This window comes from Paenibacillus sp. MY03, assembly GCF_002165585.1.
GTDB lineage: Bacteria > Bacillota > Bacilli > Paenibacillales > Paenibacillaceae > Pristimantibacillus > Pristimantibacillus agaridevorans.
This window is the reverse complement of the sequence record NZ_MXQD01000009.1, coordinates 270,982-292,190: the sequence shown is the minus strand read 5'-3', so window position 1 is coordinate 292,190 and position 21,209 is coordinate 270,982. Positions and strand designations below refer to the sequence as shown.

Here is a 21,209-nt window from a genome sequence, read left to right as displayed (position 1 = left end):
CGATTCGATTCGTAGGTCAGCTCTTTGGCAAAAGCAGTTGCACGCCTTTTGCTGCGCTTTCGTATATGGCCTCAACCAGTTGTACCGCCCGCAGTCCATCCTCGCCGGTAACGAGCGGACTTCCGCCCGTTTCGATCGAGGAGATGATATCAATCAGCTGGCTTTGATGAAAGTCGGATGGGATGCTTTTTGGATCAGTTACTCCGCCGTAAGCGTCCGAATGAATCCAGGTCGGCTTGTTCCTGTCCGGGACCGTCCAATGAACGATAGAATTGCCCTCCAGCTTAATCGTGCCCAGCTCGCCGTACAGGTTAATAGCTGCGGCAAAGCCGGGCTGAATGCTGGTTGAAGCCATAATCGTCCCGAAGGCTCCGTTATCAAACTGCAAAATCGCCAGCCCCAAATCTTCCGCCTCCATCTTATGCGTCTGCGTTGCGACTTGTCCGAAGACGGAGCGAACTCCCCCGGCGAACCACAGCAGAAGATCCAGGCTATGAATGCCTTGATTCATCAAGGCGCCGCCGTCCTCCGAGATCGTGCCCCGCCAGTCCGCGCTGTCGTAATACGCCTGCGTGCGATAAAAGGGAAGCGACATCTCGACCAGCAACAGCTTGCCGAGAGCGCCCTCCTCCAGCACCCGCTTGACTGCCTGATGCTGGACTTCAAAACGCCTCTGGGATATGACGGATAGGGTAACGCCGCGCTCCTTGGCCGTTCGGACCAGTTCGGCTGCATCATTTGCGCTCATCGCAATCGGTTTCTCAATGACTACATGCTTGCCGGCGTTAAGAACATCCAGGCCGATGCGAGCGTGGCTTCCGCTTGACGTTGTCACGCAAACAATATCTACGTCCTCGCGGCGGATTAATTGCCGGTAGTCGGTCGTCCAAGCGCAGCCCTCCCGCTCGGCAGTCGCCTTCGCTGTATCCTCGTTGCGGCTGGAAACAACCGTCAAGTTTGCGCCTTCAATTTGGCGGATCGCCTCCATATGAAAGTCGGCAACCGAGCCGCAGCCGATGATCCCGAAATTCCACGTCTTCATTCTGTCCCTGCCTCCTTAAGCAGGGTGCGCAGCGCATCCAGCGTCATGCAGGTGCCCGTCATCTTGCTTCCGCCTGCGGGAATAAAATGCGTTTCTATCGTAAAAAGGCCATCGTAACCATCAGCCTGAAGCGCTTTCAGCTGCTCGATAACGGCTACGTTGCCGGAGCCGAGCGGAACACAACGTCCAGTGCCGTCTTCGCGGATATACGCATCTTTTAGATGGACGTGAGCAAGATATTCCTTCATGGCCGCATAACCTGCAGGATACGCCTCGCGGCCGGCATACGCTTCGTTGCCCGGATCCCACAAACCTCTAAGCGCAGGAGATGCGATTTCGCGAACGAGAAGAGCGACCTCCTCCGCATAACCTCCATTGCAGGAAGGCTCATTTTCCAATAGAAGCGTAACTCCTTGCTCTGCGGCTGTCTTGGCCGCCCGCTGCAGATGACGGACGATTTCGCCCGTATACAAGGACGGGTCGGCTTCGCGCCAAAAAGAAAAAATACGAATCCGATTCGTGTTCAGCAGCTTTGCAATCGCAATGACGCGGTCCAGCTTGGAGAAATGCGCATCCACGCTTTCTTCTATTTGACCGAAGGTGTCTCCCGCCGCAACCTCCCTGGAAGGATCCAGCTTGCATTTAAATAAAGGCGATGCGATAGCGGAAATAAACAGCCCTCGCCCCTCAACCTGCCTGCGAACTTCGCGCAGCTGATCGTCGTTCAGGTCTGCGGCATTTTGCCCGTTAACCACCCGGACCTCCACATGCTTCAAGCCCTGCTCGGCAATCCAGTCCAGCGCCTCCTCGAATCGATCCGACACTTCATCCGTCAGAATCCCTAACCGGTTTAGTACCAACGAGATTTCCCTCCGTTTCTTTGTCTTTCCTGTCTCCAATTTACTATATCAACATCTTCGGCGCGCGTGTTGACGTTTCTTTCGAATTAAATTTACATTTTTTTAGGTATTTCTCGAACGAGCTCGGCAATCAAATAAGAAAGAGGCTGTCCGAGAAGTATCCACTTCCAGGGCCGCCCCGTCGCCCTTATGGCTCGATATGGTTAGACATGTATACAAAATGCAACAAAATTGGCTGCCCGAAGAAATGGTGTACGAAAATACACAATCCACCAAACAGGCCAGCGCCTAGCCGAACGTGTACGAAAATTCATATACAATCCACCAAACAGGCCAGCGCCTAGCCGAACGTGTACGAAAATTCATACACAATCCATCAAACAGACCTGCACCTGGCCGAACGTGTATGAAAATTCATACACAATCCACCAAACAGCCCCGCACCTGGCCGAACGTGTATGAAAATTCATACACATTCCATCAAACAGGCCCGAGCCTGGGCGAACGTGGATGTTCAAAAAGCCAGTGTAAACTGCATGCTGGATACCTCGTTTGAGTTGAATCTTAAGTGACAGGCATCCGCCTCTCCACTTTCCTGAAAAAAACAGGTACACAAAAAAGCTGGATGGAAATCAAAATGTCTTCCGCCCAACTTTTTATTTTTGAGACTTATTGGACAGCCCCTATGGTAAATTAATACAGCTTGTTTACTCGGAAACAATCGTAATGGATGCCTCATCCTGAACGGAAATGGTCCATTTGCCAGCCGTTAAAAAAGGGGGCGTCCCGGATCCTGATACGATGATTCCATCAGCCGTCAATGGTGCCAGCGGCAGGATGACTTCGCCGAGAACGCCCCGCGGAAGACGAACATCCACTTTAAACCCGCCTTCCCCTTTTGTCCAGCGCGCTTCCACTAAACCTTCGGGTGTATTTAACTTCCCCTCCGCCCAATGCAGCCCGATCGGCTGAGGCGCAATTCTCACTTTTTTGAATCCGGCCTCGATTGGCGTTATGCCGAGAATAATCCGCGGCAGGAAATGAGCAGGCGCTACACTCCAGCCGTGGCAATAGCTCCTTGTCGGATAAGCGGAGGACCATCGACCGGGCATATCCTCCCAGCAGGTTGTGCTTCCCTGCTCCAGCATATATCCCCAAGTATCCTGAATTTCCTGAACAAGCGGTTTCAGCATGCCTGCTTTTTCGAGCGCCTGCAATTTAAAATACCGCATAAACGGGGTTGCGCAACGAACAAAGTCGACAGGAGGCTCTGTTAAGTAAGACAAAAGCGCCGACTGCCGCTCCGGCAAAGCGACATCATGAAGATAACAAAGCAAATTCGTCTGCTCGCTAAACACCGAACTCAGACGTCCATCCTTATGGATACAATCCGCATAAGCTTGCCGCTCCCCGCTCCATAATTGAACGTTTATTCCTGCAATAATGGTTGCCCGAAGCGCTCGAAGCTCCATAGCGTCCTGCTTATGGCCAAAAAGATCCGCTAATTGCGCGATCCTGCGACAGCTCTCGGCAAACCAGGCGTTTACATGGGTGACAATCGCCCCGTCCGGACAGTCCATAGCCGCCCAATCGAGTAAATTCCAGAAAGGCGAACGGATCAAACCCGTACCTTCATCGACGCATTCGTCACGGAAATATCTGATTTGCTTCAAAAGATACGGGTACATTTCCTCCGCGAATGCGGCGTCGCCCCAGTAGCCGTAATATTCCTCGCAAGCAATCGACCAGAGGACGCTCCAGGTCGAGAGTACATTTTCCCATCCGCTTGGCACTTGCGATTCCACAACAGGAGATCGATTCATCGACGCTGCCGCAAGTCGCAAGCTTCTGCGCACCAGCGGATCGGCCCCGGCTAACGTTGCCTGAACCCCTGACATCACGTAGGCGTCGCCTACCCAGAACGCCTGCTCATAGGTGGGACAATCGACAAACGCGTCATCGCTGCATAATTGCGCCGTTCGCCGGCTCATCTCGAAAATTCGATTAAGCCTTTCATCCCCGCACCGGAACCCGCCGATTCTGGGAGAGGGATAGGTTCGCTGGATACAGCGCACAAAGCGGATCTTTAATTCTCCGCTTAAGTTGGAGGCTTGAATCACCCAATATCTGAACCCTCTCTGGATAAAGGAACGATAACGTTGCCAGCCTTTACGCGCTACATATCGCAGCGTGTTGTGCATGGAGTGCATATGAACGATATTCCCGCCCTGGTATGCTTCGAATCCATAACCGTCGACAATAGCGCCTTCCTCCGCCCATATCTCGAACTCGATCCAACCAGCCGTCATCTGTTCGAATTCATAGATGATCCTGACCGCTTTCCCTTCATCGAGATCGCGAAGAAGCGTATAATCCGCGTTTCCGCCGCAGCTGTTGTACAGCCCTTGGACTTGATCACCTGCCAGGCTTCTTGAGAGAACAACGGCGTCCGTCATCTGATGGAATACATTGGACACATGTTCCTGCTCATAAAGAATAATCTGCATCCCGTCACAAGCGGATAGCAGCTTCCATGAGCCCACTGCGGCAAGTGATCGTGGTTTCGCCGAGTCCTCCAAAAGGGAAGCTCCAAAGAAAACAAACCGCCCATCCGATCTACCGGGAAGTCGCGGCTCCAGCGCAATGGAACGGCCGCTCTCAATCTCGTGAAAGGATACTTGAAAATGATAGTCGTGAGCCGTCCCTTCTATTAAAAAAGACAGCAGATGTTCTCCCTCATCCATATGAACCTCATAGTCATATAATCCGCTCCAATGACTGCCGGAAACATCCCTCGAAGTAACGGGCTGGCCATCCACATAAAGCTTCACATTCATCCCCGAGGTTCGGTCCTGGAAACAAAATCTCGCATAAATAGGACGGTCCAGCTTAACCGTTGTCGCAACCAAGCCGCATACCGCATTCGGACTGGCATTCACGACTCCGGGCAGCAGCCATTGCCTTAAATCCATACTCCATGCGGGCTCAGGGAGCGTAACCGTCCCGAAGGACTTGATGCCCGCAGGATACGCCTCGTCCTCCGTTAACAGCGGGATATCTCTTGGACGCAGTTTTATCCAAGGCTCACAGCCAGCCGTTCCAAGGGGCAGCGCCTCTCTCCATTCCTCATTGACAACAAAACCGGGTAGCTTCCATCCAGGAAGCTCCAGCCCCGCGTCATAATGCTCCGCGTAGGCTTGCTGCGAAGAAATACGAGGCGTAGGACTGCCAAAGGAGAAATGACGCCGCCACTTCCAATCTTGGCCGCTTGCAACTTCCAGCGGCTTACCGGACAAAGAACGTCCGGATAGTCGCGCCAGCAATCCCGGCTTTCCAGCTATATATTGAAAGGTGGACGTGTTCAGAACGTGAACCAGAACGGCAATCGCATTGATCCCAGGCCGCAGCCACGCTTCCACCTCATACGTGTCATAGAACCATTCCTGCGTCCAACCGCGAACAGGGCCCTGACCGATAAAATGTCCATTCAGCCAAACCGTGTAACGGTAATCCGCTGTAATATGCAGCAACGCTTCATTCATCGGCTCCCATTGAAATTCATGGCGAAAGCAAACATAGGACGACGTCTCCTGAATGGATAACATGGAACGGTCAAAGCCGATCCATTGCGCTGCTCCAAAATCCGTTAACGCAAGTGTCATTCGGATTACACCCTCTCTATAAGCCTGGTAAGCTACCCGAAGCTGTCTTATTCAGCTTGCGGAAAGCCTCCTCATACGACTTCGCACCCGCTTTCCCTGAACAAGGACTTACAAACTGCTGATACCCCCAACTTACAAGCACATTCGCGTAGCGGCTGGCCAGCTCCATCTTCGCTTGCAGTTTGGCAACAGGCACCTGAATCCATCTTGCATCCTGAAATCCGGGTCCGTTAACGCCTTCCTCTCCTCGAAACCGCTTCATCTCATCAAAGTCCGCGACGTCAATTTCCGCCAGCTCCACATTCCCCCATAACTCTACCCCATGCGCGGCGCATGCTCGCCCTACGGCGGCAAAAAACGGTTCCCGCTCCGCAAGGCTTAAGAACGCGGAATGCTCCGCCCCGGAATCCTGAAGCAACAGCGCGTCGATATCGACCTCGCTGAATATCCCGTTCCAGAACGTTTCGTATTCGTCCGCTTCCGCGTAAGGATAACCAAGCACCTCTTCTCTATCGGTTACGAAAAAGGGGGAGAGCACAACTTTACAACCAGGGGTAAGCTCCCGGCACCATTGACTTACCTGCTTCCACAGACCAAGACAATAATCCAGTTCCTTGCCCTGTACCACATAAATTTCATTCCCCAAGTAATACCCGTAAAAGGAACGATGTCCGCTATACTTGCGGTTTAGATGCTCGATGATCCGGAGGCTTGCGTTCAAATCGGATTCAAGATCCCAATGGAAATGCCAATCCTCTCTGGCCATCACCTCAAGAACGACTCTCATATTTCGGGAATCCGCTTCCTCCATGATGCAGGTAACGGGATCATAAGAACCCTCTTTCTCCAGCCATCCTAGCGAGAGCACCGGTCCGTTCATCCAAATCAGATCAAATCCCGCAGCCTGCTGCGCATCCAATTCACGACCAATTCGCTCCCGATCAAACGATGCATCCACATAATACAATGACCCGCTAATAGGCAGCATCCGGCTAACCCCCTCTGCCTTTTATGGATTCCAATGCTATCAGCCGCTCTCCGTACTCGGTGTCTGCTCCCACCGTCGGGGCAGCCCACTTGACCGCGTTGGATATCACCTTCAAGATGTCCTTGTTATGATAGGTCGGATAGGTTTCGTGCCCAGGCCTGAAATAAAAGATTTTCCCTTTGTTTCTGCGATAGGCGCAGCCGCTGCGGAACACTTCTCCACCCTCGAACCAGCTAACAAATATTAATTCGTCCGGCGCCGGAATATCGAAGTGTTCGCCATACATCTCTTCCTGCTCCAGTTCAATATACTTCCCTAATCCATCCGCGATCGGGTGCGCGGGATCGACCACCCAAAGCCGCTCCTTCTCGTCCGCGATACGCCATGACAAGCCGCATCCCGTACCCATCAGTTTGCGGAACAGCTTGGAGACATGTCCGGAATGCAGGACGATCAGCCCCATCCCCTCGAGCACTCTCTTATGCACGCGATCGACGATGGAGTCCTCCACGGTCTCCTGCAGCATATGGCCCCACCAGATCAACACATCCGTTTGGGCCAATACGTCATGGGTTAATCCATGCTCTTCCTGATCCTGGGTCGCCGTTCTGGCAACGATGCTATCGCTCGTTATCCCGTTTGCGATGGCATGGTGCATGCCCTCCGGATAGATGCGGCTAACGCGGGGATCCACCTTTTCATGATAATATTCGTTCCATACCGTTACTCTGATCATTGACTTATGCCTCCCGCTTCCCGTTTATAGTTTAACTTCCGAACCCGTTTCCGCAGACGTATAAATCGCGCTTAAAATCTTGACCATATCCACTCCGAATTGAGGCAATATAATCGGTTCGGTTCGCCTCTGCACGCAATCTACAAAGTGGTTGATATTTTCCGTGTGAGGATGAATGCCGGCAGGGAATTTAGGCGTAATGTCGCAAGAAATGCCCTCTATATCGGTAAACAGCTTGCATTCGCGATCGGTAAGCTTCGCCCCGGCTTGCGTGCCGCGCAGCTCCAGATAAGCCATCTCTTCCTCTACATGGGAGGCCCAACTAAACTCGATCTGCAACGTAGCCCCGTTATCAAAACGAATAAACCCCGAAGCCAAATCCTCAACGTCGTTTTTATATGCGGCTTGATTGCGCGACGACTGTACCGTTTGCGACAGCTGAAGATGTTTGTCGCCAAACTTGCTGTAAGCCGCTCCAACAACGGAAACGGGTTTTGGACTGCCCATCAGCCAAACGCTTAAATCGATAAAATGAATGCCCAAATCAATTAAAGGACCGCCGCCGGATAATGCTTTATTGGTAAACCAGCCGCTGCCGGGAATGCCCCAGCGCCTTTGCCAGCCGCAGCGGCCCGTGTAGATGTCACCCATATGGCCTTTTTCGATATAGGTTTTCAGAAACCGCGATTCCGCGCGGAACCGGTTATTGCGGGTAACCATCAGAATGTTTCCGCTCTTCTTGGCTTCATCCGCCATTCTCTGCGCTTCCTCCGGATTGATGGCGTCCGGCTTCTCGCAATAAACATGTTTGCCCGCATGAAGCGCGGCGATGGAAACTTCGGAATGAAACAGATTTGGAGTCGTTATATCCACCATATCGATCTCTTTATCGGCAAACATTTCACGATAGTCGGTGTATACGCCGGCGACCGCATGTTCACGAGCCATCGCCGCCGCAGCGCTCTCGTTTACGTCACAGAAAGCAACGATTTCAACCTCCGGATGGGCGGACCACGCCGGCAGGTGAGCGTATTTAAATATATTTCCTACTCCCACGACACCCAGCTTTAATTTTTTCAACATAACCATCTCCTTCTTGCGCGCGATTCATATTTAAATGGAATAACGGAATACGGGAACCGCTAAATCCGCTCCGTCCCGAAGATTGCATACAGGATTAAAACCTTTGCCGTACCATAACTCCACTCCGGCAGGCGCGCTCTCCTTCAGCTTTACGATAACGGTATTGGCATTTGATTGATCCAATCGGCACTCCATTACGGGAAGAGCCGCCCCTCCATGCTCGACTCGAAACCCGCGTAAATCCTTGCTCGGCCGCAAACCTCCGTTGACATGCTCAAACTCGATTCGAAGCTCCGTCCTTTCCCTATCCGCAAAAAAGCAGCGCCGCACTCGAGGGCCCCTTTCATAAGCGGCATCCTGAAAGCATAACCTTCTAGCCAGCAGCGCAAAACGTTTGCCAAGCTTCTTTAACGCAGGCGTGCCCAGATGGATGGCGTCGGACAAGGAAAGATCGATCGTCGATACGAACGCGACATGCGGTAGGTCGCCTTCTATATGGAGTTGATCCAGTTGAATACCGTTCCATGCCGGGAAAACATCGCCTTCCCCCAACCAAGTGTTTAATTGAGCATAAAGGATGGGCAACTCCGGTTGTCCCGAATCACGCCTTAACGCTTCTATCAATGAAATAAATCGTTGTTTATACACCGCCGCCTTATCCCAATCCGCGGCGTCGGATTCGCCTTGATACCATAAACAAGCCTTGACCTTTCCTCCAACGGCGGACACCCTCCTGAGCATGGAGCCGTATAACGACCGACCGCCATCAGACAGCCCGACCGAATCCCACTGCTCCATATCCGTCCCCCCATGGGCGCACATCAGCAGTCCTATAGGAACCTTTGAATACTCCTTCATCGCCTTGCCGAAGCTTATTCCGAGACCCGCGCCAAACTCCCTAAACAATCTCTCGTTCCTCGCCGCCTCTTCCTTCTGATTCTTCGGGACTCTCCAATGAACGGAATCCGACGCTTCGTTAAACCAGCACAATGGATCCTTCGCTATTCCCCATTGATCATCCAAATAGAAACATCTTACCCATTGCGAAGGGCGTTCCGTCCCTAGGAGCTTGCCTACGCCTTCCATATTGGATTGTCCCGCAAGAAGATACACATCTCCGACGCCGATCCCATTAATTTGATTTCGGTATACAGCTTCCCCGCCGGCGTTATATGCAATCACTTCCAAACTGTAATCCCCCGCTAATACCCCTTGAAAGACGCCCTCGCAACTATTTCCATCAACTTGTAAAAGAATGGTGTATTCGCAATCCGCCTCTTTATGCCCGAAAGGGCGCAAGTGGCATTGAATCGACAACTGCCGCGTCTCCCCTTGCGAAACCTGCAGCTTGACGGGAATATCCGCATACCCTTTTTCATCCCTTTGGCGCACACTATACGAATGTGGGTATTCCAATTGGAAAACCCCGTTTTTATCCATAGTCATATCCTTCTCCCGTTCATCCCTATTCGATTATCCTTATTCCTTTACGCTTCCAAGCACAATGCCCTTAACAAAATATTTCTGCAGAAACGGGTACAAAATCAAGATAGGGAGAGCGCCCAGAAAAATTTGCGCCGCTTTCATCGTTCTGTCGGACACCTCGCTAAGCTCCTGCATCTCTTGCAGCGTCACGCTGCTTAAATCTCGTTGAATAATAATCGTTTGCAAATAGCTGGATAGCGGATACTGATCTCGGCTGTTCATATAGATCAAGCCGTCAAACCAGGAATTCCAATGGCCGACAACCGATAGCAGCGTAATCGTCGCGAGTCCCGGCAGCGACAACGGAGCATAAATGCGCCATAATGCCGTCCAATGACTCGCCCCGTCTATAAATGAAGCTTCCTCCAGCTCTTTGGGCAGCCCCCGGAAAAAATTAATCATAAGAATGACGCTAAAGACGGGCACAGCTCCTGGAATAACAAGAGACCAGATCGTGTCCAGCAAATTCGTATAGTTGATGATCATATAAGTCGGAATGAGCCCGCCGTTGAACAGCATGGTGAATACAAATATCCAGACCATCCATGTCCTTCCCCGAAACGATTTGGTTTCCTTGGATAACGGATAGGCTATCAGCAAAACCATTAGCAGTTGTAGGGAGGATCCTAAGCCAACCCGCTTCAGCGTAACAACAAAAGCCTCCAGAAACGCGGGATTCTGAGCGACGAACTGATACGACTTAAGGGTAAAATCCACAGGCCAGAGGTTGACCTGTCCGGCTGTCGCGGCAGCGCTGGAGCTAAACGAAACGGCTAATACGTGAACCAACGGAAGAACGCATATCAACGACAGCAATGCTAAGAAAATATAATTCGATATGACAAATAGCGTGCGACCTATCGTGCGCCGATCCTTCATCATTTATCCCCCTCTCGTCAAAAGATCCGGTAATTGGCGAACCGATAGGCGAGCCAATAGGAGATTGTAATCAAAATGAAGGAAACCACTGACTTGAACAACCCCATAGCCGTAGCTAAACCATATTGGGCATCTACCAATCCCATCCGGTAAATCATCGTATCCAGCACATCTCCGGTTTCATACACAATGGGACTGTATAAATTAAAGATTTGATCGAAACCCGCATTCAGAACATTGCCCAGGCTTAACGTCGCCAATAAAATAATGATCGGCGAAATGCCTGGAAGCGTCACATTCCACGTCTGCCTCCAGCGCGAGGCGCCGTCAATCGCTGCCGCTTCGTACAAGGTTGGATTAATGCTTGTCAACGCGGCGAAATACACGATCGTACTAAATCCGAATTCCTTCCAAACATCGGATAGGATGATGATAAAACGAAACCAGCGATTGTCGGCAAGGAAAAAAACCGCCTCTCCGCCTAACGCCTTAATGACCTGATTCACCAATCCCTCCGATGGGGATAACAGATCAACGAGAATGCCTCCCAGAATGACCCATGAGAGAAAGTGGGGCAAATAGATGAGCGTTTGCACGCCTCGCTTAAACGCGCTTTTACTCACCTCGTTCAATAGCAGCGATACAACAAGCGGAACGATTAACCCTGCTATCATTTTCAGAACGGCGATAATGACGGTATTCCATAATACCGGGAACGTGTCCGGCAATTGAACGATATACGCAAAGTTACTCATGCCAATCCATTCGGAATCAAAAAAACCTTTGGCGGGGATAAAACGTTGAAAGGCGATCCCGATCCCGATCATGGGCAGATAGCTATATATTAATATGATAATCAAGCCTGGAATGAGCATGAGATATAATGGCAGTTCCCTGTATAGCTTTCCGGAAAACATGACATCTCTCCTGTCGAAACTCTTCTATTGTCGAGAGGGAATAGAGCAGAACAAACAACTGCTCTATTCCTTCATTTCTCCTGTACAGGTTATTTCGCCGACGCGTACCACTCGTTAACTTCAGCTGTAATCTGGTCGCCGCCAAGCTGTTTCCACTGGGAAACAAACTTGTCGAACTCGTCGGGAGATACGGCTCCCATAATAATTTTGGTGAACGTCTCCAGCTCCAGCTTATCTAATATAGCCTGCTTCTCTACCATCGTTTGGGTCGGAGGACCTCCATACAGGGAATCGCGATAATTATCGCCGGCAATATAACCTTCAACCACTTCCATTGTTTTCATAAAGGAGTATTGAACCCAATACTTCGGATCCTGCGTCTCCATGTATTTCAAGATTTCATCGTAGGACACTTTCTGCTCCGCTTTTAGTTGGGACGGATCCTTTGCCAGCACAGCCGATCGAACCTCGGCGGCGGTGTTCATATTTGCCGTAACAAACGCGGAGTTGATCAAGGCGGTATTAATGATTTCAATGCCGTCCTGCGATTTGCCGTATTTGTAATTGCTTTCGACCGTCACCTTCTGAGGAGCCAGCTTCTCCAAGTACAGATTAGCCATCTTAATAACCGCTTCCGGATTGGCGTACCCTTTCTTGACGACAAACCATTGGCTAAGCGGGAAATAATACGACAGCTTCAGCGGCTCTCCGTTTGCCGTTGGGATCGGATAGGCTACCCAATTCGCGGTCGGATCCTTCTGCACGGCTTCTCCAAGCGGCCAGTTCATCGCCCAGCCGTAGCCGAAGTATAGACCCGCTTTTCCGCCCGTTATGCCCTCCAACGCTTTCGCCGTATCCTTAACGCCGAATTCCGGATCGACGATACCGGCTTTGTACAGCTCCTGCAGCTTGGTCAGGGCCGTTTTCACTTCCGGCTGAATACTCCCGTAAGCGAGGCCGTCGCCGGCCGGGTCTTTGATCCACATGTACTGCTTCCAGGCTACATTGGAAGGATTGCCTTGATAAGCGTTAAAGAAGCCTTGCAGATCGGGATAACCGTTAATATCCTTGCTTATCGGAATTCCGTATGTGTCTTTCTTTTGATTGCCGTCAGGATCTTGTTCGGTGAAGGCGGTTGCTATTGCCAACACATCATCCCATGTTTTCGGTTCAGGCAGGTTCAACTTGTCAAGCCAATCCTTGCGAACCCATAACACCTCGCTGCCCGAGTAATCCCCGCTTCCCGTTACTGGCAGCGCCATTAGCTTGCCGTTAACCGTAGATGATCCAAGGCCGCTGTCGCCATATTCCGCGATCGCTTCTTTTAGAAGAGGAGAAGCGTATTTGTTAAACGCTTCAGTCAAATCTTCGAGTTGATCCGCTTCTACTAGCTGCTTCAACGTTTTGGCGTCTACAGAAAACGTATCCGGCAAATCGCCGGAAGAGATGGACAGATTCAGCTTCTGATTATACTGATCCGAAGTGCCTGTCGTAACCCAGTCGTACTTGAGCTTGATGCCAAGTTCTTCCTCGTAAGCTCTTGTCCATGTATTGTCGTTTTCGTTGTCTCCGGCTATAAACTTGGTGCCTTGATTGTAATTGCGAACCGCCGTAAGCTCGATAGGCGTTTCATATTTGCCAAGCGGATCCGCCGGTTTCCCGGAATCATCGGCCGGAGTTGGTTCTGTTGCGGCAGAAGATTCAGGACTTTGACTTGCGCCCGGATTGGTCGCGTTGTTGGTGCTGCAAGCAGACAACAACATCGAAAACGTTAGTACAGCCATCATAACGACTACAGTGATTTTACGAGCCTTCATGTGTTCTCCCCCAATGGTTTAATTTCAGAAGTTTCCTTCCTGTACTTATCATAAAAAAAAATAGAGTCTTCCATCGACTCTAAAGATTCTACTTTCCACTCACTTTCATTGTCGTGGGGACGCCGACTCCCGGTCTCTGTATTCTTGGGGCGTCATTGTCGTCGCTTTCTTGAAATAACGGTAAAAATACCGGTCATTATCGAATCCAAGCAACTTCGAGATGTCCTGAATCTTAAACGGCGACTCTACCAGCATCTCTTTAGCTTTATTGATTTTAAGCTCATTAATGTAATCGGAGATATTCATGCCGGTATTATTTTTGTATAATCGCGAAACATACGCGGAGCTGTGCCCCACCACTTCGCCGATTCTGGTCAAGGACAGATCTCCCGCAATATTAGCCTGAACATATCGCTGGATTTGCTTTACGACGTCTTTTTCCTGCTGTTCATGCCCCGCCCGCTTCTGGTTAAAAATTTGTTCCGCAAGCTCTACATAATAATCGGATGTTTCATTCCAGGTTTCATGATGGCCCAAGTGCGTCAACCGATTGAGGTCAATCTTCTGCCCCAGCTCATTCCACAGATTCCATTTATTCAAGTAACGAATAAACATTAACGAAAAGGAATATTTGATTTCCTGTTTCAATGATTCCGGCGCCTTCGAGCGGAGTTGCGCGGCATTCATCATTTTGGGATATTCGATGAAAAACTGGTACCTCTGCCCATTTTCTAAATATTCGGCAAGCAGCTCTATTCGTTTGGCGCCCATCCTGCTTTGGTACTCCCATTGATCACTATGGAGCGCCGCCTGGTTTTCCTGCTCGGGCTCAAACAATAACAATTCTGTTCCCATCCCGAGTCCATGGCTGGAGAGAAGCTTTAATTGCTCGAACTTTTGGCCGGCTTGGTGCCACTCTACCGCTTTACCCGCGACAGTGATGGAAATGGATAATTTCAACAAGCTTTTGCAGGTTCTCTGCACAAACTCCAACGTTCCATGTATAAAGCGCACGGTAAGTTTCCATTCCTCCTCCGATACGGGCTTCGCCGTATTTTGCAGCGCGGAAGAAGGCTGAATTAACCAAATAAACTTGGCTCTTTCATACACCAAAGTAACAACGCAACAAGAAGGAGACAGACATTCCTCCACAATATTTTGAATCGCGAACAACAAAGGAGCCCGGTCGTAGCTGCTGTAGTGATGATTCCATTCATCCACTCGTCCGATCATCGCAAGAACGCGATTGTGGCTGTCTAGCGGCATCTCCAAATTGCTAAATTGCTCCGGCAGCGCCGATGACACCGCCATGTTCCCTTCGAGAATATCCAATAAATAGTCCCGCTGCAGCATGGGCAAAGCCTGCTTTAATTGTTGCTTCGCTTTGTTCACCATACTGTCCATTTGCAGTTCCTTCTCGATAGCGGCGATGGTTTGTTCAACGACCTCCAGCAATACCTCGTCGCCTTCCGTCTTAAGCAAATATTGACATGCGCCATGCCTCATCGCGTCCTGGATATAGTCGAAATCGCTATAGCCGGTCAAAAATATAACTTTGCATAACGGCCATTGCTTGACGATTAGCTTCTGCAACTGCAAGCCGTCCATTCCCGGCATTCGTATATCGGAGAGCACAATATCCATTTTGGTACGTCCCAGCCAATTCAACGCCTCTTCGGGGTGATAAGCCCGGTATACCTCTACATTCAAACGGGTTTCATTCGTAAATAGCTCAAATAATCCGTCCACCACATGGCGTTCGTTATCTACGATTAGCAGCCGATACATCTCTCAACCTTCTCTCTGCAACGGAATAATAAGTTCAACCTTCATGCCGCCCATACCGCTTCTCGATACGCGAAGCCCCGCCGTTGAGCCGAACTTGAGCCGCAGCCGGCTATGTACATTGATCACTCCCGTTGTCTCCGTCACCTGCTTCGCCATCATTAAGCCGTTCAGTTCCTGAAGCTTCTGATCCGATAATCTATCGCCATTGTCTTCGATCGTAATGGATAACCGATCGGCATGCCGGGCAAAATCGATTTTCAGTCGAGCGTCGCTTCTCAGCTCTTCCAATCCGTATTGAAACGCGTTTTCGATAAGCGGCTGAAGAGTCATTCGGGGAACGAGGATATCCCGGCACATACTAGGAATTTCGCTCCAACTGACTTTGACCAAATCTCCAAAGCGAACCATTTGAATTTCGACATAGGATTTGGCATGCATCATTTCTACTTCCAGAGGCACTTCATCCATTCCGGTCCGAGTCAGAAAATGATAGTACTTGCTTAAGTGCTGCGTTATTTTTACAACCTTGTCCAAATCCTCCGCTTTGGCCAATCGATATAAGGCATAAAAGCTGTTGTATAGAAAATGGGGATTGATTTGAGACTGCAGCTGCTTTAATTCGGCGCGTTGATTTCGTATTTGACCTTCATACACTTCATGAATGAGAATGCCGAGCCGGTCTACCATCGCATTGAATTGCTGGTAGACATAATTAAATTCATCCTTGTTGGGGTGGCGCACTTGAACGCCAAGATCCCCCGTCTCGACTCTTCGCAATGCTCGCACTAAATGACGAAGAGGCCGATGGATATTCCGAAAGATCCAATACGAAAATCCGATAATGACCGTAATCGAAAATAGAGATAACAACCACATCCAGACGGTATATTGGGTCAGAGGCTGCAAAAGCTGACTCTCGGGATAATAAAGCAGCAGCGACATATCAAGCTCCGATGATTTTTCGTACGTAAGCAAATAGGAAGTGCCGCCGACCTTTACGCGGCCTTGTCCGCGACCATGATTGTCGAATACAAAGGAAGGCGATTCCGCGGAAATCGCTTTCAATAATTCCGGCTGCGATTCCCCGTTCAGCATCCATGCGTTTTCGTGCCCGAGCAGAATGGCTCCGCCCCCCGCGACTCCCGTTATTCGGCTCAGCGAATCCTTGATTTGTTCCTTCGACAGCTCTACCGCGATAAGAAACACGGGAAGACGATCTCCGTAATTGCTTTCCGGATAAGCGCCGCTAATAAAAAGACGTTCGTCCCAATAAATAAAGGGAGACTCCTTGTTATGCGACAGCGCTCGAACCGTCTCTGGCGGCATGGCATGCTCATCGTATCGATTCGAATATATCACTTTTCCGATAAGCGGAACGTTCACGCTAGCTTCTTTGACATACAGATTGGAATTTTTTAGCAGCTCCAGTTTTTTTTCAATGCGAAGAAAAGCCGTGGTTCGATCATGAACCGGCATTAGGTGGGACATGCTGCTTATTTTCTGAAAATCATCGTCAAACAAATATTCGCGTTTAAGCGTTTCGATTCGATTCATTTCGGATTCAAACGAGCGGAGATAGAAGTCGATATTGGACTCCATGGAGCTCATAATCTCACTGCGCATATTCCGCGCCGCCGATTGATTGATCATCAGGCTCATCACATATAGAGGACAGACAACGATGATAAAAGTAAGGACGATTTTAGGGAAAATAGTAAGTTGTTTAGCGCGCTGGAACCACTGGATAAGACCACTCCCCCTACATCGCATGTCATGAATGCAAAGTCATTAAAACAAAGGCAAAGATCGGATATCTCTGCCTTTGATTATAACGAATATTAGGATTTGTCGACTAGTCTGATAAATAGATCATCAAACCATGCCGTGCCGTTAACCCCCCACAACTGCGCTTGCAATTGAACGCTGGCTGTTAGCGGAGGCAAAGTGATCTTGCCCCTTACATAGGTCCAATCGTTTGTTCCATGCAGCACAGTCGCGCTAACATCGGCTTGCAGCCATTTGCCATTGGAGTCCATAGCAATCGCTTGCAGCTGCGCTCCCATAGCGCCCGCGGAAACGTTCGAAGTTTTGATCCAGCCCCCAAACTCGTATTCCTTGCTGACCTGCAGATTGCTTCTGGATGTAAGCCATGCTGAGTATTGATTAGCGTTATTCGTGATTTTTAGAGACTTCTTCCCTTTATAAGAGGTCGAATTGTCCCATGCAAACGGCGTGCCGGACGAAGTCCAGTTGGACCAACCCGTTGGACCTCCGGTACCGATTTCCATCCCCGCATTGGAAATGCCCGTATCCGCCACAGACAATTCAAAATCGTCAAACCATGCGGTGCCGGAAGCCGAATACAAATTGCCGACAATAAAGAGATACGCCGTTCCCTCGGGCGGGTTAAAGCTGAGCTGATATTTGTTCCAGTCATTCGTGCCCGTTACGAATGGAATTCGATAGGTTGCAAGCACATTATGCGCCGAATCCTTGGCCTCTACTGAAATAAAGGCTCCCTGCGTTCCGGCAACGGACAACGTCTTGATCCACGCAGACAATTGCAGCGTCTTTGCCAAGTTCCCCGGAGCGTTCACCTGAGCGATCCATGCGGAATGATCCGTTGTCGCGTTTGTAATCTTTAACGATTTGTTTCCCCAATGACGCGTGCCGGAATCCCATGCAAACGTTCCGCTCGATGATTGATTCCATGTCGTCCAATGGTCTGGCGAAGTCGTGCCGCTCTCGGCGCCGCCATTTGGATTATCCGTCTTTCTAGGGAATTTCATCGTGAATACTTCATTGCTGTTGATCTGGAACCTTGGATAATAACCTCTGAACCTGCCCCCGTTTTTGAGCGTTACCGATTTGGCGGAACCAAACTCATACCTGATCATTTGGGAAGACGGAGGCTGATATAAGCTTAGGCTAGTTGCATTTTTCGTTACGAAGGCGCCTGGAAACGTATCGCTCATCGCATCTTCGCTGCCGTCCGACCAATACGCCGAAGTGGCATTGCGCGGAACGATTCCCCCGTCCTCTATTAAATATCCTCCGGCGTTCGGGCCTTGAACTTTTATCTCGATTCTGTCTGTGTAGAAGTCATAATACAAGGTTTCATTGCCTACGACCGTCACGATCCGCTTGTGCGTGGAGCTAATATCCGAGTAGGTTACGGAATCCGCCTCATAGAACAACCCGTGCTGCCCCACGATGGACACATCCGGCTGCTCCTCGAATCGAATGTCGTCGAACCATACCGTGCCGCTATTTTCGTAGAAGTTGGCGCCAATTTGAACCGTGGCCGTTCCGAGAGGAACCGTTACATCGGATACAAAATACGTCCAATCCTGAGTGCCTACATTGGAATAGGCGTCCGCTCCGCCCCTCGCTCCGAGGGAGACGCCGTTCGCGTCGAAAAACTGAATGTTCAGATAGGCGCCCCGACCGGCGCCGTTGGGCCCGTCTACTTGATCCGTTTTGATCCAGTACGAAACCTCGTAATGTTTGCCCGGAATAAAGTCGGTAGTCTGCTGATACCAGGTTGAATTTGCGGATTGATTGGCGTTCGTTATTTTGAGGGAGCGGTTTCCGCTATGTTTGACGCTGGCATCCCATGTAAACGAGCCATTCGCGTTATTCCATGTATTCCAATTATCCGGCGTGGTCGTTCCGCTTTCCGCTCCGCCATTTTGCACCTTATCGGTAAAGGCGCTGCCATTATATTTGAGCACCATCGGCGTCGAATAAAAATCCAAGCCTAAATTTTGCCTGTTGTAGCCTTGTTTATCCTGCAGAAATCCAATAACACCCGCTTTCTTGTATACTCTGGCCTTGTACCCATTCGCAAAGTCGGAGTCAATCTCGTAATAGTCATAATCCGTCGAGTCGATGACGCTCAGCGTATCCGAATACGCTTCGGCCCCGACTTGGACGGAGGCATACGCCGAAGCGGTTCCTTCATTTTCCGAACTATCTACAGCCGAAACTTTATAATAATACGTTTTGCCTTGTTCCACTGCGCGATCATGGAAGGAAGGAACTCCGCCCGGCTTTATCCAAATCTCTCCAACCTTGTTTGCCTGGGCAGGCGTAAACGCGCTCGTTTCACTCCGATAGACTCTATAGTAGGACAAGTCCGCCTCCGCCCCCGCTGTCCACGTTAAGTTCGCCTTGTGAAAGTCCGGCGCTGTTACATTTAAACCCGTTACCTGCGCAGGAGCCGTTTGATCCGGAATGTCCGAATAATAATAAATCGTATTTGCCGGAATCGTATCCGTAAATGTGGTTCCGCTTATTGACTTGGTCCCGAAGCTGGCCGGGATTTCGCCAAACTTATCGACTAAATCAATAGAGGCCGACTCGAACTTATATTTCTTAAACGTCGTATCAATGGAGTTCTCCAGCGTAAAGCTTACATCCGCGTCGTTATTCGACCAGTTCACCACGATAATGGTGTGTTTGCCCTCCGCTGTTTTAATGATGGCGGGGATAACTGCTTCATTTGAAGTAGTCGCCTGATACGCAGTCGAACCTTTGGGAATGAGCTTGTACGCCAGTGCCGTCGCCTTGTAATTGGGTCTTGGCGTAAAATTCTCCTGCTTGCTGCCTATGATGCCGAAGCCGTAATCTCCAAAGCTGGTAGACGTTTGGTTGGAGCCGGCAGGCCATGTCCAAATATCATCCGCAAACGACCATCGGCCGAATTCGCTGACACCCGCCCTTAATCCATTGGCGATCAACGCAACGGAATTTAGTCCATCCTCCGCTCTGCGAATGGTGCCGGTTGGGGTATAATCGGTAATCATAATCGGTTTATCAGCCCCGTTGGGGTCATTGGTTTTGATAATATCGATAAAGCTTTTGATCAAGCTGACATAGGAGCCATCCGTCGCCTCCGCTTTTGTCTGTCCGGAGTGGATGGTATAAGCGTCGAGACTAGCGGAGATATTCGTTGACAAATCGTCCAGCCAGGAGGCTGTATCATGGTCGCTATAACCGATCTCGGGACCAATCAGCTTGACGTATTGCAGCAGATTTTCACTTTGCAGCCTGCTCCGCACCGCGGTCATGGAATCTTTATAGCTCGTCAGCTTGCTGACGCCTGGCGGAGTCAGAAAGAAGTTGTTCGGCTCCCCTGAGAAGGAAACGTATTTGACGTTCGTAAACCCTTTGGTCACAACGAGATGTTTGACCATAGCGGCGATATGCTCCGCATATTCGGGGATCATGCCTGTATTCGGTCCGGTGTTCGACGCGTATTCGGCAGTGAGCCATGGATACATGACTCTGGGATCGTCGACCATAACATCTACAAACACATCCACGTTCATATCTTTAAAGGCTTGAAGATATTTATACAGCGAGTTCATTTCGATGCTGTTCCATGTAAATCCGGAATCCAGCATGACATCGGGGTCCGCGTTGTCATTTGTCGGCTCCCACCATGCTCCATCTAACCATAACCTAGCAACCGTTGAGCCTGTTTTTTTAAATTGCGTCATCAAAACCGCCAAGTCGTCATCGTTAAAATCTTTAACCTTCCAGGAAGAATGATAGCCAAAGGGCATAACCGTTCCTCCCATGCCGAGCGTCGTGCCTTCAAAAGCTTTTGTGTTGTTTTTTAACGTGATGTTTACCGTGGAGTTAGCCAATACCTTGTCTACGCTTTCAAAAACGATAAAGCTTGCTAGCAGCAACGCAACGCTTGCAACCAGCATGAATGGCAGTCTGTTGCTTTTCATGATTTCCCTCCCGATCTCACATTAGAATGACACCAAAAAAGAAGATTGTGTCTGATCTCACTATAAAGCAACTCTATTTTCCTTATCGACTATAAAGTTTCTACTTGCGACTCACCATTATTGTTCTAACCGGGAAAAAAATAAATTAAGAAGTTCTTCATAAATTCGAGAATGGGATATTAAGATTTTCCAATTATAATGAGATAAA

Annotated in this window: 13 protein-coding genes; all 13 read right to left on the bottom strand. The window is 49.9% G+C overall.

What is annotated here, in order from left to right; translation table 11 throughout:
• Positions 1-16: 16 nt before the first annotated feature.
• Positions 17-1,042, bottom strand: a complete 1,026-nt coding sequence (locus B1748_RS11650) for a Gfo/Idh/MocA family protein (RefSeq protein WP_087568069.1) — start codon at positions 1,040-1,042, stop codon at positions 17-19.
• Positions 1,039-1,902, bottom strand: a complete 864-nt coding sequence (locus B1748_RS11645; protein ID WP_087568068.1) for a sugar phosphate isomerase/epimerase family protein — start codon at positions 1,900-1,902, stop codon at positions 1,039-1,041. Before B1748_RS11645 ends, B1748_RS11650 begins: the two co-directional genes overlap by 4 nt.
• Before the next feature lie 707 nt (positions 1,903-2,609).
• Positions 2,610-5,564, bottom strand: coding sequence for an alpha-L-rhamnosidase-related protein (locus B1748_RS11640; RefSeq protein ID WP_087568067.1), 2,955 nt, complete (start codon positions 5,562-5,564; stop codon positions 2,610-2,612).
• Between the two features lie 16 nt (positions 5,565-5,580).
• Positions 5,581-6,552, bottom strand: a complete 972-nt coding sequence (locus B1748_RS11635; protein ID WP_087568066.1) for a DUF4434 domain-containing protein — start codon at positions 6,550-6,552, stop codon at positions 5,581-5,583.
• Between the two features lie 4 nt (positions 6,553-6,556).
• Complete coding sequence (locus tag B1748_RS11630) at positions 6,557-7,288, bottom strand: ThuA domain-containing protein (protein WP_087568065.1); 732 nt, start codon at positions 7,286-7,288, stop codon at positions 6,557-6,559.
• A gap of 24 nt (positions 7,289-7,312) precedes the next feature.
• The gene (locus tag B1748_RS11625) at positions 7,313-8,371 is read right to left on the bottom strand and encodes a Gfo/Idh/MocA family protein (protein ID WP_087568064.1); all 1,059 of its coding nucleotides are present in this window, start codon (positions 8,369-8,371) and stop codon (positions 7,313-7,315) included.
• A 30-nt stretch (positions 8,372-8,401) separates the two neighbouring features.
• A complete protein-coding gene (locus tag B1748_RS11620) occupies positions 8,402-9,817 on the bottom strand; it encodes a sialate O-acetylesterase (RefSeq protein WP_087568063.1) in 1,416 nt (471 codons plus the stop codon).
• Between the two features lie 33 nt (positions 9,818-9,850).
• Positions 9,851-10,735, bottom strand: coding sequence for a carbohydrate ABC transporter permease (locus B1748_RS11615; RefSeq protein ID WP_087568062.1), 885 nt, complete (start codon positions 10,733-10,735; stop codon positions 9,851-9,853).
• Between the two features lie 17 nt (positions 10,736-10,752).
• Positions 10,753-11,652 (bottom strand): ABC transporter permease, encoded by a 900-nt coding sequence (locus B1748_RS11610; protein WP_087568061.1) that lies wholly within the window; start codon positions 11,650-11,652, stop codon positions 10,753-10,755.
• An 89-nt stretch (positions 11,653-11,741) separates the two neighbouring features.
• Positions 11,742-13,469 (bottom strand): extracellular solute-binding protein, encoded by a 1,728-nt coding sequence (locus B1748_RS11605; RefSeq protein WP_087568060.1) that lies wholly within the window; start codon positions 13,467-13,469, stop codon positions 11,742-11,744.
• Positions 13,470-13,574: 105 nt separating this feature from the next.
• Positions 13,575-15,257 (bottom strand): response regulator transcription factor, encoded by a 1,683-nt coding sequence (locus tag B1748_RS11600; RefSeq protein ID WP_087568059.1) that lies wholly within the window; start codon positions 15,255-15,257, stop codon positions 13,575-13,577.
• Between the two features lie 3 nt (positions 15,258-15,260).
• Positions 15,261-16,907: a sensor histidine kinase gene (locus B1748_RS11595; RefSeq protein WP_179215535.1), complete on the bottom strand. Its 1,647-nt coding sequence runs from the start codon at positions 16,905-16,907 to the stop codon at positions 15,261-15,263.
• Positions 16,908-17,095: 188 nt separating this feature from the next.
• Entirely contained in the window at positions 17,096-21,001 is a 3,906-nt protein-coding gene (locus B1748_RS11590) for a carbohydrate binding domain-containing protein (protein ID WP_087568057.1), read from the bottom strand.
• Positions 21,002-21,209: the final 208 nt, after the last annotated feature.

Excerpts from the sequence above, each read along its gene's own strand:
- B1748_RS11640 (WP_087568067.1), bottom strand. The coding sequence starts at position 5,564 with ATGACACTTGCGTTAACGGATTTTGGAGCAGCGCAATGGATCGGCTTT.
- B1748_RS11650 (WP_087568069.1), bottom strand. The coding sequence starts at position 1,042 with ATGAAGACGTGGAATTTCGGGATCATCGGCTGCGGCTCGGTTGCCGAC.
- B1748_RS11610 (WP_087568061.1), bottom strand. The coding sequence starts at position 11,652 with ATGTTTTCCGGAAAGCTATACAGGGAACTGCCATTATATCTCATGCTC.
- B1748_RS11620 (WP_087568063.1), bottom strand. The coding sequence starts at position 9,817 with ATGACTATGGATAAAAACGGGGTTTTCCAATTGGAATACCCACATTCG.
- B1748_RS11625 (WP_087568064.1), bottom strand. The coding sequence starts at position 8,371 with ATGTTGAAAAAATTAAAGCTGGGTGTCGTGGGAGTAGGAAATATATTT.
- B1748_RS11605 (WP_087568060.1), bottom strand. The coding sequence starts at position 13,469 with ATGAAGGCTCGTAAAATCACTGTAGTCGTTATGATGGCTGTACTAACG.
- B1748_RS11630 (WP_087568065.1), bottom strand. The coding sequence starts at position 7,288 with ATGATCAGAGTAACGGTATGGAACGAATATTATCATGAAAAGGTGGAT.
- B1748_RS11590 (WP_087568057.1), bottom strand. The coding sequence starts at position 21,001 with ATGAAAAGCAACAGACTGCCATTCATGCTGGTTGCAAGCGTTGCGTTG.
- B1748_RS11635 (WP_087568066.1), bottom strand. The coding sequence starts at position 6,552 with ATGCTGCCTATTAGCGGGTCATTGTATTATGTGGATGCATCGTTTGAT.
- B1748_RS11615 (WP_087568062.1), bottom strand. The coding sequence starts at position 10,735 with ATGAAGGATCGGCGCACGATAGGTCGCACGCTATTTGTCATATCGAAT.
- B1748_RS11595 (WP_179215535.1), bottom strand. The coding sequence starts at position 16,907 with ATGATCAATCAATCGGCGGCGCGGAATATGCGCAGTGAGATTATGAGC.
- B1748_RS11600 (WP_087568059.1), bottom strand. The coding sequence starts at position 15,257 with ATGTATCGGCTGCTAATCGTAGATAACGAACGCCATGTGGTGGACGGA.